The following is a 15,022-nucleotide window of genomic DNA, read 5'->3' as shown; positions in this document are numbered from 1 at the left end:
AAACGTAATGAGTAGACTGACAAAAAATAAGAAGTTAGCTTTAGAAAAGATCGAAGGTGGAAAAGTGTATTCTATCGACGAGGCTGCACAACTTGTAAAAGAGATTACTTTTACCAAGTTTGATGCGTCAGTAGACCTGGACGTTCGATTAGGAGTGGATCCGCGTAAAGCCAATCAAATGGTTCGCGGTGTATGTACTTTACCTCATGGTACCGGAAAAGAAGTAAAAGTGTTGGTTTTGTGTACGCCTGACAAGGAGGATGAAGCTAAGGCTGCCGGTGCGGATTACGTGGGATTGGATGATTATATCGAGAAGATCAAAGGCGGTTGGACCGATATAGATATCATCATTACGATGCCTTCCGTAATGGGTAAAGTGGGTGCTCTTGGTAGAATATTGGGTCCTCGTGGATTGATGCCTAACCCGAAAAGCGGTACGGTAACTCCGGAAATCGGAAAAGCTGTTACTGAAGTAAAGCAAGGTAAGATCGACTTTAAGGTTGACAAATTTGGTATTATTCACGCCTCTATAGGTAAGGTATCATTTGATGCCGTTAAGATTTTAGAAAACGCGAGAGAATTCTTGAACGTGATCAACAAATTGAAACCGGCAGCCGCGAAAGGAACCTATGTTAAGAGTGTGTATCTGTCAAGTACGATGAGTCCCGGTATTCAAGTAGAACCAAAGTCATTACTTGATTAATTTTGTAACCTTAAAAAGGACCTCAGTAGTATGAAAAAAGAAGAGAAAAAAGTCATTATAGACAGCTTGACGGAGCAGGTTAACGAATATAAGCATCTTTATGTAACCGATATTGCGGGTCTGGATGCAGTCGCCACTCAGGCGTTGCGTAGGGCTTGTTTCGATGCTAACATAAAGCTTATACAGGTTAAAAATACCTTGTTGAAAAAGGCTCTTGAGAACGCAAACAACAATTACGAGGAGATCTTCGTTTCTTTGAAAGGAAGTAGTGCCGTAATGTTGTGCGAGACAGGTAATGCGCCTGCCAAATTGATCAAAGAGTTCCGTAAAGATAAGGATAAACCTGCATTTAAAGCCGCTTTTGTTGAGGAATGCGCTTATGTAGGCGAAAATCAATTAGACGCGTTGATCAATATTAAGTCTAAGGAAGAGTTGATTGGAGATATCATCCTGATGCTTCAGTCTCCGATGCAGAACGTTATTTCTGCTTTGCAATCCGGACAAAATACGATCGCCGGTGTTGTTAAGACACTGTCTGAAAAAGAATAATTTTTTAAGTTAAGTAACAAACAATTTTAAATTAGTATAGAAATGGCAGATTTGAAAAAACTTGCAGAAGAGCTAGTAAACCTTACCGTAAAAGACGTAAAAGAATTAGCTGATATTTTAAAAGAAGAGTACGGAATTGAACCTGCAGCTGCTGCTGTGGCTGTGGCTGCTCCTGCTGCTGGTGGCGCCGGTGCCGCTGCTGCTGAGCAAACGGAATTCGATGTAGTTCTTAAATCAGCTGGTGCCTCTAAATTGGCTGTTGTTAAGTTGGTAAAAGAGTTGACCGGTCTTGGTTTGAAAGAAGCTAAAGAATTAGTTGACAAAGCTCCGGCTCCATTGAAAGAGAAAGTGTCTAAAGAAGAAGCTAACAGCTTAAAAACTCAACTTGAAGAAGCAGGAGCTGAAGTTGAACTTAAATAAAGAATAAAACCGGTAGGTTTTGGGGGTTAAGAGTCTCATGTGGACTCTTAACCATTTTGTTGTTATGATTGTTTAGGTTCAAAAAAATTAATAGATGTCTTCATATAATTCAAACAATAGAATAAGCTTTGCGTCGATAAAAAATCAATTGGATTATCCTGATTTTTTGGAGGTGCAATTAAAGTCGTTCAAAGACTTTTTTCAATTAGGTACCACGCCTGAGAACAGAAAAAATGAAGGCCTTTACACGGTTTTCAAGGAGAATTTTCCTATAACAGATACACGTAATAACTTTGTTTTAGAATTTTTGGACTACTTTATAGATCCGCCGCGCTATACCATTGACGAGTGTTTAAGTCAGGGATTGACGTACGGAGCTCCGCTGAAAGCGAAGTTAAAGTTATACTGTACTGATCCGGAACATGAAGATTTTGATACGGTTATTGAGGATGTGTATTTAGGGAATGTTCCTTATATGACTCCGAAAGGTACTTTCGTGATCAATGGAGCAGAGCGTGTCGTCGTTTCTCAGTTACACAGGTCTCCCGGTGTATTCTTCGGACAGAGTATTCACGCGAATGGTACGAAGCTTTATTCAGCCAGAATTATTCCGTTTAAGGGGTCCTGGATCGAATTTGCCACGGATATCAATAACGTGATGTACGCGTACATCGACCGTAAAAAGAAATTGCCCGTGACAACCCTGTTGAGAGCCATCGGTTTTGAAACGGATAAAGATATTCTCGAAATTTTCGGGTTGGCAGATGAAGTGAATGTTTCCCGTACGGGATTGAAGAAAGTCATTGGTCGTCGTTTAGCTGCTCGTGTTTTGAAATCTTGGGTAGAAGATTTCGTGGATGAAGATACCGGAGAAGTCGTTTCCATCGAACGTAACGAGATTATCGTGGATCGGGAAACTGTATTGGAACCTGAGCATATAGATGCGATCGTTGAATCGGGTGCGAAAACGATCCTTCTTCACAAGGAGATTCAAAATTTGGCGGATTATGCCATTATATATAATACGTTACAGAAAGACCCCTGTAATTCGGAGAAAGAGGCCGTTATGCATATTTACAGGCAATTGCGTAGTTCGGAACCACCAGACGAAGCAACTGCCCGCGATGTAATCGATAAGCTTTTCTTCTCGGATAAACGTTACGATTTGGGTGACGTGGGGCGTTACAAATTAAACAAGAAGTTGAATCTTTCCACGGATCCGGATATTCGGGTTTTAACGAAAGAGGATATTATCGAGATTATCAAGTATTTGATTCGTTTGCTGAACGCCCGTACGGATGTGGATGATATCGACCATTTGAGTAACCGTCGCGTTCGTACGGTAGGCGAACAATTATATAATCAGTTCGGAGTGGGACTTGCCCGTATGGCCCGTACGATCCGGGAACGGATGAATGTTCGGGACAACGAGGTGTTTACTCCGGTGGATTTGATCAATTCGAAGATTTTGTCTTCCGTGATCAACTCTTTCTTCGGAACCAATGCTTTATCTCAGTTTATGGATCAAACGAATCCGTTGGCCGAGATCACGCACAAAAGACGTATGTCTGCTTTGGGACCCGGAGGTTTGTCCAGGGATCGTGCCGGATTTGAGGTTCGGGATGTGCACTACACGCATTATGGCCGTTTGTGTCCCATCGAAACCCCGGAAGGTCCGAATATCGGTTTGATCTCTTCTCTTTGCGTTTATGCTAAAATCAATGACCTCGGATTTATCGAGACTCCTTACCGGAAGGTAAATGACGGGGTGGTGGATTTGTCCGACGAGGGGGTGAGGTATTATTCGGCAGAGGAGGAAGAGGGATTGGTTATAGCACAAGCCAGTTCTCCGATAAACGACGAAGGTTTATTCCTGGATAAACGGGTAAAAGCCAGACAAGATGCGGATTTTCCGATGGCAGAGGGAGAGAGCGTGGATCTGATCGATGTGGCGCCGAATCAAATTGCCTCTATTGCCGCTTCTTTGATTCCTTTCTTGGAACATGATGATGCTAACCGCGCTTTGATGGGATCCAACATGATGCGTCAGGCTGTGCCTATAATTTGTCCGGAGTCTCCGATCGTGGGTACCGGTTTGGAGGCAAACCTGATCAAGGATTCCAGAACGCAGATCGTTGCGGAAGGACCGGGAGTCGTGGATTATGTGGACGGTCGTAAGATCGTGATCAAATACGATCGTACGGAGGAGGAGGCTTATGTGAGCTTTGACAATGATACGAAAGAGTATTATCTGCCTAAATATAAACGTACGAACCAGAGTACGACCATGACCTTGAAACCTATCGTGAGAAAAGGCGATCGGGTGGAAGAAGGCCAGATATTGACGGAGGGCTATTCTTCCGAGAAGGGAGAGTTAGCTTTGGGACGTAACTTGAAAGTGGCTTTCATGCCGTGGAAGGGTTATAACTACGAGGATGCCATCGTTATTTCGGAGAATATCGTGCGCAACGACGTGTTTACTTCCGTGCACGTGGATGAGTATTCGTTGGAAGTGCGGGAAACCAAGCGCGGTTTGGAAGAGTTGACCGCCGATATTCCGAACGTTAGCGAGGAAGCTACCCGCGATCTGGATGAAAACGGTATTATCCGCATAGGAGCCCGTATTAAACCGGGCGATATCATGATCGGTAAGATTACCCCGAAAGGAGAATCGGATCCGAGTCCGGAGGAGAAATTGTTACGGGCTATTTTCGGAGATAAGGCCGGAGACGTGAAAGATGCTTCGTTGAAAGCTTCTCCTTCGTTGAGCGGAGTTATTATCGACAAGAAGTTGTACCAACGCACGGTAGGGGATCGCAAATCCAAAGCTGCAGGAAAGAATCTGTTGGCAGAATTTGACGAACAATTCCAACGTAAAGTGGGTGATTTGACCTCTCTGTTGATCGACAAACTGTTCGAGTTAGTGAACGGGAAGACCTCTCAGGGCGTGAAAAATTATCTGAACGAGGATATTGTTCCGAAAGGGGTGAAATTCTCTTACAAGATGCTCCAGAATATGGATTTCTTGCAGATCAACCCGAACAAATGGACGACCGATAAGCAGAAAAACGATATGATCCGCGACTTGTTGCATAATTACATCATCAAGTACAAAGAGATCGAAGGTCAAATCAAACGTAAGAAATATAATGCTACCGTCGGTGACGAGTTACCTTCCGGAATTATCAAGATGGCAAAGGTATACGTGGCTAAAAAACGTAAATTGCAGATCGGGGATAAGATGGCGGGACGTCACGGTAACAAAGGTATCGTATCCCGCGTAGTAAGAGTGGAGGATATGCCCTTCCTGGAAGACGGAACTCCGGTGGATATTTGTTTGAATCCGTTAGGTGTACCTTCCCGTATGAACCTGGGACAGGTATTCGAAACCGTACTGGGTTGGGCCGGGAAAAAATTGGGAGTAAAATTTGCGACTCCGATTTTTGACGGGGCTACCTTGGAGGAGATAAACGGGTATACGGATAAGGCCGGATTGCCGAGAAACGGTACTACCTACCTGTATGACGGGGGAACCGGAGAGCGTTTCGACCAGCCTGCCACCGTGGGAGTGATCTATATGTTGAAGTTGGGTCACATGGTAGATGACAAGATGCATGCCCGTTCTATCGGACCGTATTCTTTGATTACTCAGCAACCTCTTGGAGGTAAGGCTCAGTTCGGAGGACAACGTTTCGGAGAGATGGAGGTTTGGGCATTGGAAGCTTTCGGGGCTTCTCATATCTTACAGGAGATTCTGACCGTGAAGTCGGACGATGTAATGGGTAGAACCAAGACGTATGAACACATCGTGAAGGGAGAACCGTTACCTACACCGGGTATACCGGAATCCTTCAATGTATTGTTACATGAGTTGAGAGGTTTGGGATTGAGCGTTAACTTGATATAATTTTTGATTTACGATTTCGGATTTGGGACGGGTTGCATTGCCGGGGTCTAAAATCTGAAATCTAAAATTCATAAATATGGCATTCAGAAAAGAGAATAAAACAAAAACTAGTTTTACAAAGATTGCTATTGGTTTGGCTTCTCCGGAAGAGATTCTGGAGCGTTCCAGTGGTGTGGTGTTAAAACCGGAGACCATAAACTATCGTACCTATAAACCTGAACGGGATGGTTTGTTCTGTGAACGAATCTTCGGGCCGGTGAAAGATTACGAATGTCATTGCGGTAAATACAAACGTATTCGCTATAAAGGGATTGTGTGTGACCGATGCGGTGTTGAGGTGACGGAGAAAAAGGTTCGTCGTGAGCGGATGGGACATATTCAATTGGTTGTTCCCGTGGCACACATTTGGTATTTCAAATCCCTACCGAATAAAATCGGTTATTTGTTGGGATTGCCTTCCAAAAAATTGGATGCGGTCATTTATTACGAGAGATATGTCGTGGTAAACCCGGGAGTTATGGCCGAGTCCGGAATTAAAACACTGGATTTCCTTACGGAGGAGGAGTACCTTGATATTTTAGATAAGCTTCCGAACGAGAATCAGTATTTGGATGACGATGATCCCAATAAGTTCATCGCCAAGATGGGTGCTGAAGCTATCTCCATGTTGTTGGAACGTTTGGATTTGGATGATTTGTCTTACGAATTGAGAAATAAAGCCAATACCGAGACGTCTCAACAGCGGAAAAATGAAGCTTTAAAACGTCTTCAGGTGGTTGAGGCTTTCCGGGAAAGTAAAGATATCAATAAACCGGAATGGATGATCGTGAAGGTGGTTTCCGTGATCCCTCCCGAATTGCGTCCGTTGGTTCCGTTGGATGGTGGTCGTTTTGCCACGTCCGATTTGAACGATCTGTACCGGAGGGTAATTATCCGTAACAATCGTTTGAAACGTTTGATTGAGATTAAGGCTCCGGATGTGATTTTGCGGAATGAAAAACGTATGTTGCAGGAAGCTGTTGACTCGTTGTTCGACAATTCCCGTAAATCCAATGCGGTGAAAATCGAAAACAACCGGCCGTTGAAGTCTCTTTCCGACAGTTTGAAGGGTAAGCAAGGACGTTTCCGTCAGAATTTGTTAGGAAAGCGTGTCGATTATTCGGCTCGTTCGGTTATTGTCGTGGGACCCGATTTGAAGATGCACGAATGCGGTCTTCCCAAGGATATGGCGGCAGAACTTTATATGCCGTTTATCATCCGGAAATTGATTGAACGGGGTATCGTGAAGACGGTGAAGAGTGCCAAAAAGATCGTGGATCGCCGTGATCCGATCGTGTGGGATATCCTGGAAAACGTGTTGAAAGGTCATCCGGTTTTGTTAAACCGTGCTCCGACCCTGCACCGTTTAGGTATTCAGGCATTCCAGCCGAAATTGATCGAAGGAAAAGCTATCCGTTTGCATCCCTTGGCTTGTACCGGATTTAATGCCGACTTCGACGGTGACCAGATGGCAGTTCATTTGCCTTTGGGTAATGAAGCTATTTTGGAAGCTCAGATTCTGATGTTGTGTTCCCACAATATATTGAATCCTGCTAACGGAGCCCCTATTACGGTTCCTTCTCAGGATATGGTATTGGGGTTGTATTATATCACTAAACCCAGAAAAGGCGCCCGGGGAGAAGGATTGAAATTTTATTCTCCGGAGGAGGTTATTATTGCCTTTAACGAAAGGGCGGTTGATTTACATGCAGAGATCAAAGTGAAGATCGACGACGTGGATCAAGAAGGGAACCCTATCCGTCACACGATAGATACGACCGTCGGTCGGGTATTATTGAATCAATATACTCCGAAGAACTACCCGTATATCAATACGTTGATTACGAAAAAAGCTTTACGTGACATCATCGGGGACGTGTTCAAGCGTTGCGGCGTGGATGTAACGGCCAAGTTCTTGGACGATATTAAGGATTTGGGATATCGGAAAGCGTTTGAGGGTGGTTTGTCCTTTAATTTGGGAGACGTTATCATTCCGGAAGAGAAACAATCTCTGTTGGAAGAAGGTTACAATCAGGTAGACGAGGTAATGTCGAACTATAACATGGGATTCATTACCAATAACGAACGTTACAATCAGATTATCGATATTTGGACGCACGTGAATGCTAATTTGACGGCTACTTTGATGAAGCAGTTGGCTTCCGATGATCAGGGATTCAATTCCATCTATATGATGTTGGATTCGGGAGCCCGCGGTTCTCGCGAACAGATCCGTCAGTTGGGAGGTATGCGTGGATTGATGGCTAAACCCCAGAAATCAGGCGCAACCGGCGGACAGATTATTGAAAACCCGATTTTAGCTAACTTTAAAGAGGGATTGTCCGTGTTGGAGTACTTTATTTCAACTCACGGTGCTCGTAAAGGTTTGGCCGATACGGCGTTGAAAACGGCAGATGCCGGTTACTTGACTCGTCGTTTGGTCGATGTGGCCAATGATATTACGATTACGGAAGAGGATTGCGGTACGTTGCGCGGTATTACCATTTCGGCGATTAAGAATAACGAAGAGGTGGTTGCTTCTTTGTCCGAGCGAATCCTTGGACGTGTTTCCGTACATGATATTTATCATCCGAATACGGGTGAGTTGATCGTTGCTTCCGGGGAGGAAATTACGGAAGTCATTGCCGATATTATCGAAAAATCACCGATCGAACGCGTAGAGGTTCGTTCCGTGTTGACTTGTGAGGCGAAAAAAGGAGTTTGTGCCAAATGTTACGGACGTAATTTGGCCACGAGCCGGATGGTGGAGAAAGGTGAAGCTGTCGGAGTTATCGCGGCACAATCCATTGGAGAGCCTGGTACGCAGTTGACCTTGAGAACGTTCCACGTGGGAGGTACTGCCGGAAATATTTCCAGCGAGAACTCTCTGAAGGCAAAATACGAAGGTTATGTGGAGTTTGAAGAGTTACGTTCCGTGGAACATACTTTGGACAACGGTACCGTGTGCGATGTTGTGGTAGGACGTTTGACAGAATTACGCATTGTCGATAAGAATACCAATATTATATTGGTTTCTCATGCAATTCCTTACGGAGCGAAGCTGTTCGTAAAGGACGGTCAGGAAGTGAACAAGGGTGATTTACTTTGTGAGTGGGACCCGTTCAATGCATTGATTATCACCGAATATTCCGGAACGATAGGATTGGAAAATCTGATCGAAGGAGAGACTTATAAGGAGGAGTCGGATGAGACTACCGGATTCCGGGAGATGATCATCATTGAATTCCGGGATAAAACGAAAGCTCCTGCTTTATGTATTAAAGAGGCGGGAGATAATGTCGTGAAGAGTTATAACTTACCGGTAGGTGCTCACATCGTGGTGAAAGAGGGGGCACAGGTAACAGCCGGTAGCACGATTGCCAAAATTCCGAGAGCTGTCGGTAAGGCCGGTGATATCACGGGAGGTCTTCCGCGTGTTACCGAGCTATTCGAAGCCCGTAATCCGTCGAATCCGGCGGTTGTGTCGGAAATTGACGGAGAGGTGACCTATGGTAAGATCAAACGCGGTAATCGAGAGATCATCGTTACTTCTAAGGCCGGAGAGGTGAAGAAATATTTGGTTTCTTTGTCTAAGCAGATATTGGTTCAGGAAAACGATTATGTGCGCGCGGGAACCCCGTTATCCGACGGAGCGATTACTCCGACCGATATATTGAATATCGAGGGACCGATAAAGGTACAGGAATATATCGTAAATGAGGTGCAGGATGTATACCGGATGCAGGGAGTGAAGATCAATGATAAGCATTTTGAGATCATTGTTCATCAGATGATGCGTAAGGTATTGATTCAGGATGCCGGTGATACCAAATTCTTGGAGAGCCAAATCGTGGATAAATCCGAATTTATGGAAGAGAACGACGCCATGTACGGTAAGAAAGTCGTTCTGGATCCGGGTGATTCTGACCGGGTGAAAGCGGGACAGATTATTACCGTGCGTATGCTTCGGGATATTAATTCCCAATTGAAACGTCGTGATATGAAAGTCGTGGAGGCCCGTGATGCCGTACCTGCAACATCTGCACAGGTGCTTCAAGGAATCACGAGAGCTGCTCTACAGACTGCCAGCTTCATTTCGGCTGCTTCTTTCCAGGAGACGACCAAGGTATTGAACGAGGCGGCTATTCACGGAAAAGTAGATCCTTTGGAGGGATTGAAAGAGAACGTGATTTGCGGTCACTTGATACCGGTAGGAACCGGAATGAAGGAGTTCAGAAGTTTGATCGTCGGTTCGAAAGCGGACTTCGAAAAAATAGAGAATAAATAAAAGAAAAAGGACCATCGGTTTTCCGGTGGTCTTTTTTTGTTCGATTCGGCAAGGCGATGATTGCGATAAGTTTTTAGTAGTTCTGAGATTGTAATTTCTGTTAATCATTATCTTTGTTTTCGAACTTAAACGCAAACGAAAAGTTATGGAAGAGAAAAAAAATCAGTTGGATATAGAATTAAGTCATGAAGTGGCTCAGGGAACTTATGCTAATTTGGCGATTATTTCCCATTCGAGTTCGGAGTTTATCGTGGATTTTATCCGGATTATGCCGGGAGTGCCGAAAGCGGATGTGAAAAGTAGGATTATTCTTACTCCTGAACACGCGAAACGCTTGATGTTGGCGCTTCAGGATAATATCCGGAAATTCGAGCAGGGGTATGGCCGTATAAATATTCCGGAAGGAGAGCCCATGGGGCCGATGTTTCCCATGGATGTGGAACCGAAAGGACAAGCTTAATTATTGATTAAAGGATTTTGTGATTCTGTGATTGGGGATTTCGGATTTTTGATTGATGATTTTGAGATGACAAGATCGGAATTGAATTTGATCCAATTTACAATTAAACGGTTTTGGTGGCCGGAAGATTGTAAATAACATCCGGTGACGGGTGCAACGGGTTATTCAGAAAGTACGCGACTTTCTGAATAATTTTTTTGTTATGCTGCCTTGATAAGACTGCGTCCCAGCCAAACCAGAATAATACCTAAAATAATACTTAAGCCGAGATAAAGGGAGAAATAGAGCCAATGTCTATTCTGGATCAGTAAAAACATATCGTCGGCAAAGGAGGAGAACGTGGTAAATCCCCCACAGAAACCTGTGATTAAGAAGACATTCATGTTGGTTGAAATCAGGTGGTTTTTTTCTGCTAACCCGAAGAAAATACCGATTACGAAACTGCCGATAATGTTTACTGCAAACGTACCCCACGGAAAAGGTGAAGTTGTAACAAAATGACATAATTTCCCTACTAAGAAACGCAGGCAGGTACCGATAAAGCCTCCTATTCCTGCAATAATCATCGCTTTGAACATAGTTTTCCTAATTTTAATTGTTAGACATATTTCCATATTTATTTCGGAAGTTGTTTGAAAACCATCGGACCGACAATTGCGGTAATTACTCCTCCCAATATTAGGGTTCCGATGGCAACCATCAACACTAATTTTCCTCCTCCTAAGTTCAGGAGAAGGGGTATAATAAAGGTGGCAATGATGGCTCCGAGTTTGCCCAGGGCAGAGGCTACCCCTTCGCCGCTGGCTCTCGTCTGAAGATCGTAAATTCGGCTGGGTAGTATGAAGGTCATCATGTGTGGCCCGGCATTTAAGGCTATTTCGAAAAGCATAAACCCGACAAGGATAACCCAGGCGGATGAATGGTATATATAGCCTAAGAGAACAATGAATAATCCGATGGCACTTACAAAAAATCCTAAGGACTGGTCTCTGATCGGGTTAATCTTGTTGATAAAGCTGATACCCAGTATAAAGCCGGAAATAACGGCAAAGTTAATATATAGCGTGATTTTCAGTGCATCTGTTACCCGGTCGAAGGGAAGTGTTTCCGGGGGAATGAATCCCAGGGAAAGCAACAGGATCGGAGTGAATATTCCGATTCCGTATACGCCCATTCCCTCGCATCCCCAGGGAATTCCGCTTAAAATAATTTTTTTGATATTTCCCCGGACGAAAAGTTCCTTCCATGAGCTTTGAGGCTGATGCCTTATTTTAGATTTGTTCGCTAATTCTCCGATGTAGACATCGTTCCCCAAAAAGAAACGGACACTTTTTTCTGCTTCCTGAATTTTACCGTGAATAGCTAACCATTCGGGGCTTTCGGCAAAATGAATGCGGGAAAGAAAAGTAATTGCTGCAAAAATAGAGATGAATAGAAAAAGTTTGTTCCAAATTTCGGGATTGGCGGTGTTTTTCAGTACGAAGTAAGCGACGATAATCATTATTATGTTACCGAGAGCCGAGGTAGCCTTGGATATTCCTAACATTTGTCTTTTCCATTTCTTGGGCATTGTTTCCGATACATAAGAAGGATCGAGAGCGTAACCTCCTCCGATTCCGAATCCGATGATCAGTAAACATATCGTCAGAACAAGTATGGATTGAGAGAAAAAAATCCATAAAGAGGCAAATAAAATGAGTAACGGGCATAGTCGGAAAAAAAAGAGGTAGCCGTACCGGTCGCTGAAATGACCGAAAAATAGAGATCCTACGGTGATACCTGTTAAGCCTGATGAGAAAACAAGACCTTGTAGCCAAGAGGAGAGTTCCGGATGATGGGTAATTGCTATGAGCGGAGCGATTACTCCGATGAGAACGGCTAATACTCCTCCGAAAAATTGTCCGGCCGATGCTATTACAAGTATACGAATATGTCCCCATCGCAGGGGCATCGTATCCATATTTACCATTTTATCTGGTGTCCTGTTTCCTGTCATATCGTTTATCATTAAGTTTCAATCGGGTTAACATCCTCTCTGTCGTCCCCGAAACAATCGAGACAACAGAGAGTGTATGAAAATTGTGTAATAGGTTATCCTGCTTGTAGTATTTTCTTATCCAGGTTGAGATGAGGCCAGAGGAATAACCAGGTGGCCACGCAGAACGGACCTGTAAGCGTGGGTAATCCGAAAGGGGTAAATAGGGTATCCATACCGGCTTGAATAAACACGGTGGCGAAAATGCCGACGAGACTCCATATGACAGTTCGCCAATTGACCTGATAAAACGTGATGCCTAAGGCGATACCTGTCAATACGGGGCTGAAACCGAATAATCCGTTTGCGATATCGGCGCCGTTGCATTGATATAGGATGGCTGTCGCTAATGATAGAGCCGAGGCGATGGCCGCCCAGATAGCTGCCCATTTGTTACTGATCGCCAATCCGATTAAGAAGAGTATACCAGTTACCCATGAATTGATCAAAAATACCTGACTGATCCCTGTCAACCAATAAATTACGAGATGGGAAAAGCCGGTGTCGAATGTCGAAGAGAAATTACCCGGTAATTCGGGTGCACTTAAACCAGAATCCGGTAATCCGTGCATGATTCGGGCCGCTAATAAAACGAACCAGGTAATCAAGACAAAGGGAAACGTGAAAGAACTGACCTTGTATGGGACCAATAGATGGTTCAGGCCTACCATGACCCAGGTGGTCATGGACGAAAAGATGATTAAGGCTAACCACATCAAAGGAACGTTTCCCAGAAATGTAGGCAGAGCACATCCTACCAGTATTCCGTTAAATCCCCACAGGCCGATCGATCCTTTTTCAGCGGGATACTTCAACAGATATCCGGTGAGGGTGGATACGACGGTCCCTACGATAGCCCCCCAGGCTACGGCCGGATTCCCTGTTGCATAAGATCCGTAAAATATTCCGGCCAGAAAAAACAGCCCCGTCCAGGCGTTGCCTTGGAACATGACTTGTCCGGCTCCTTTTAGTACCACTTTAATGAAACCAAAAGAAAAAATTCTTGGCATAGTAATTTCTGTTTCCATAATATATTCGAAGTTTAGTTATCTCCATACAAATTCGACCGGTACGGGTTTATTTTTTATCTGCATACGGACGACGGAACAAAATTCCCGGATGAAACGTTTTACGGGTTGTGTTTCTTTACCTAATACTTTTAAAATTAATCCGCACTTCTCCGGCAAATGAGTTATACCTGCGGCAAGTTTTCGATGTTTATCCAAAAAAGCCCCGGTGTTTTTATAGATTTGTTCGGCATCTTTTTCCGGAGTTAATACCAGAACGTTGGCAAATACGTCGTAGTCGTGCATTATGCCGATACGACAAAGGGGGTTTTCTTTCGGGGTCGCAACTAATTTTTCTCGAAAAAGAGGAGTGCCGTCCGGTCGATGAGCCCGGGTACAGACGGATAATAGATCGTATTCAAATGATTCGCCCTCACCGTAATACTTGCGTCCGCCCGTGTATATCTCCGAATAAAATAGAGTGGCGGTAGCATCAATTACAATATCCGTATCTGTAATGTAGCGGCTATTTCTGCATGGAATAGTCGGTTCCGGGATGTATTCCAGGTATGCGTTTTCTTCCAGCACAAAAGATTGTTTTAAACCGGAAAAATTATAAACCATTTCGGCAATTTTTGTTGCCGCTCCGGTAGATAGGTGGGCGTATGCGTTTTTACATACCTTGAATTTGTTTACATAGCGGTCTCCGTCGATATTAGGGCCGCCTGAAGAAAGAATGTATACACAAGGCATTTCCGGCATTCCTTCGTCGAAATAGAGTTCTTGCTGTACGATCAGAGGAGCGCGTCTGTCCCAATGACGCATGATGGATTTTCCGTTTTTGTCCAGCTCAAAAACGAGATCCAAAAGCCCGCATTTTCCCGGAGCTCCGACATGCATTGCCCGGGGTTCTGCCAGATAAGGGCGTAGCTCCCGGTTTTGTGAAAACTCTTTCATATTTTCATATCCTCCACCTCTTTTTGTGAAACGCGGTCGAACAGAGCCATATTCCGTATTAATCCGATTAACTCTTTGATTCCTTCTCCCGTCATGCAATTGGTAAAAACAAATGGTTTTCCGGGGCGCATGATTTCGGAGTCCCGTCTCATTACTTCCAAGTCGGCGTGGACATAAGGGGCGAGATCGGTTTTGTTGATGACTAAAATGTCGGAATAGGTTATTCCCGGCCCGTCTTTTCGCGGAATTTTATCTCCGGCAGCCACATCGATGACGTAAATGAAAAAGTCTACCAATGCCGGACTAAAGGTTAAAGTCAGGTTGTCGCCTCCCGATTCGATCAAAACGATATCGCTATCCGGAAATTTCGCTTCCATCTCCTCCACGGCTGCAATATTCATGGAGGGGTCCTCGCGTACGGCGGTATGAGGGCAAGCTCCTGTCTCAACGCCGATTATACGGTCTTCCGCTAAATATCCTTTAAGCATTTTGCGGACATGTTTAGCATCTTCTGTTGTAACGATGTCGTTGGTAATGATTAAAACTTGTAAGCCTAATTTTAATAAATGGGGGGTTAGTGCCTCTATAAGTGCCGTTTTCCCAGATCCTACGGGACCACCGACACCGATTCTGCATGTGTTACTCATATGGGTTTAT

Annotated in this window: 11 protein-coding genes; 6 read left to right on the top strand and 5 right to left on the bottom strand. The window is 44.3% G+C overall.

Annotated features, from left to right (window positions below; all coding sequences use genetic code 11):
* Window positions 1-7: 7 nt before the first annotated feature.
* The 6 genes from rplA to DMB45_RS10595 all read left to right on the top strand — a co-directional run bounded on the left by rplA (window position 8) and on the right by DMB45_RS10595 (window position 10,366).
* Complete coding sequence (gene rplA, locus DMB45_RS10620; RefSeq protein ID WP_041504192.1) at window positions 8-703, top strand: 50S ribosomal protein L1; 696 nt, start codon at window positions 8-10, stop codon at window positions 701-703.
* 30 nt (window positions 704-733) lie between these two features.
* Entirely contained in the window at window positions 734-1,252 is a 519-nt protein-coding gene (rplJ, locus tag DMB45_RS10615) for a 50S ribosomal protein L10 (protein WP_041504193.1), read from the top strand.
* 42 nt (window positions 1,253-1,294) lie between these two features.
* Window positions 1,295-1,672, top strand: coding sequence for a 50S ribosomal protein L7/L12 (gene rplL / locus DMB45_RS10610; protein WP_041504194.1), 378 nt, complete (start codon window positions 1,295-1,297; stop codon window positions 1,670-1,672).
* Window positions 1,673-1,766: 94 nt separating this feature from the next.
* Window positions 1,767-5,579 carry a DNA-directed RNA polymerase subunit beta gene (gene rpoB, locus DMB45_RS10605; protein WP_041504195.1) on the top strand — a complete coding sequence of 1,271 codons (3,813 nt, stop codon included), beginning with the start codon at window positions 1,767-1,769 and terminating at the stop codon, window positions 5,577-5,579.
* 76 nt (window positions 5,580-5,655) lie between these two features.
* On the top strand, window positions 5,656-9,906 hold the full coding sequence (gene rpoC / locus DMB45_RS10600; RefSeq protein ID WP_041504196.1) for a DNA-directed RNA polymerase subunit beta': 4,251 nt from the start codon (window positions 5,656-5,658) through the stop codon (window positions 9,904-9,906).
* A gap of 145 nt (window positions 9,907-10,051) precedes the next feature.
* Window positions 10,052-10,366 (top strand): DUF3467 domain-containing protein, encoded by a 315-nt coding sequence (locus tag DMB45_RS10595; protein WP_041504197.1) that lies wholly within the window; start codon window positions 10,052-10,054, stop codon window positions 10,364-10,366.
* Between the two features lie 200 nt (window positions 10,367-10,566).
* On the opposite strand, the gene crcB is transcribed toward DMB45_RS10595, so the two are convergent.
* The 5 genes from crcB to ureG form a co-directional block, all read right to left on the bottom strand.
* Window positions 10,567-10,944, bottom strand: coding sequence for a fluoride efflux transporter CrcB (gene crcB / locus DMB45_RS10590; RefSeq protein WP_041504438.1), 378 nt, complete (start codon window positions 10,942-10,944; stop codon window positions 10,567-10,569).
* A 38-nt stretch (window positions 10,945-10,982) separates the two neighbouring features.
* On the bottom strand, window positions 10,983-12,362 hold the full coding sequence (locus DMB45_RS10585; RefSeq protein ID WP_235375101.1) for an MFS transporter: 1,380 nt from the start codon (window positions 12,360-12,362) through the stop codon (window positions 10,983-10,985).
* 95 nt (window positions 12,363-12,457) lie between these two features.
* On the bottom strand, window positions 12,458-13,429 hold the full coding sequence (yut, locus tag DMB45_RS10580; protein WP_041504199.1) for an urea transporter: 972 nt from the start codon (window positions 13,427-13,429) through the stop codon (window positions 12,458-12,460).
* 18 nt (window positions 13,430-13,447) lie between these two features.
* Complete coding sequence (locus DMB45_RS10575; protein ID WP_041504200.1) at window positions 13,448-14,365, bottom strand: urease accessory protein UreD; 918 nt, start codon at window positions 14,363-14,365, stop codon at window positions 13,448-13,450.
* Window positions 14,362-15,012, bottom strand: a complete 651-nt coding sequence (gene ureG, locus DMB45_RS10570; RefSeq protein WP_041504201.1) for an urease accessory protein UreG — start codon at window positions 15,010-15,012, stop codon at window positions 14,362-14,364. Before ureG ends, DMB45_RS10575 begins: the two co-directional genes overlap by 4 nt.
* Between the last annotated feature and the right edge of the window lie 10 nt (window positions 15,013-15,022).

Origin of the sequence: Sanguibacteroides justesenii (assembly GCF_003204205.1) — a bacterium.
Lineage (GTDB): Bacteria > Bacteroidota > Bacteroidia > Bacteroidales > Marinifilaceae > Gabonibacter > Gabonibacter massiliensis.
This window is presented reverse-complemented; position numbering and strand designations above follow the sequence as displayed.

Bases quoted from the DNA above. Each gene is read 5' to 3' on its own strand.
- rpoC (WP_041504196.1), top strand. From the start codon at position 5,656: ATGGCATTCAGAAAAGAGAATAAAACAAAAACTAGTTTTACAAAGATT.
- DMB45_RS10575 (WP_041504200.1), bottom strand. From the start codon at position 14,365: ATGAAAGAGTTTTCACAAAACCGGGAGCTACGCCCTTATCTGGCAGAA.
- ureG (WP_041504201.1), bottom strand. From the start codon at position 15,012: ATGAGTAACACATGCAGAATCGGTGTCGGTGGTCCCGTAGGATCTGGG.
- crcB (WP_041504438.1), bottom strand. From the start codon at position 10,944: ATGTTCAAAGCGATGATTATTGCAGGAATAGGAGGCTTTATCGGTACC.
- rplA (WP_041504192.1), top strand. From the start codon at position 8: ATGAGTAGACTGACAAAAAATAAGAAGTTAGCTTTAGAAAAGATCGAA.
- rplJ (WP_041504193.1), top strand. From the start codon at position 734: ATGAAAAAAGAAGAGAAAAAAGTCATTATAGACAGCTTGACGGAGCAG.
- rpoB (WP_041504195.1), top strand. From the start codon at position 1,767: ATGTCTTCATATAATTCAAACAATAGAATAAGCTTTGCGTCGATAAAA.
- DMB45_RS10585 (WP_235375101.1), bottom strand. From the start codon at position 12,362: ATGACAGGAAACAGGACACCAGATAAAATGGTAAATATGGATACGATG.
- rplL (WP_041504194.1), top strand. From the start codon at position 1,295: ATGGCAGATTTGAAAAAACTTGCAGAAGAGCTAGTAAACCTTACCGTA.
- DMB45_RS10595 (WP_041504197.1), top strand. From the start codon at position 10,052: ATGGAAGAGAAAAAAAATCAGTTGGATATAGAATTAAGTCATGAAGTG.
- yut (WP_041504199.1), bottom strand. From the start codon at position 13,429: ATGGAAACAGAAATTACTATGCCAAGAATTTTTTCTTTTGGTTTCATT.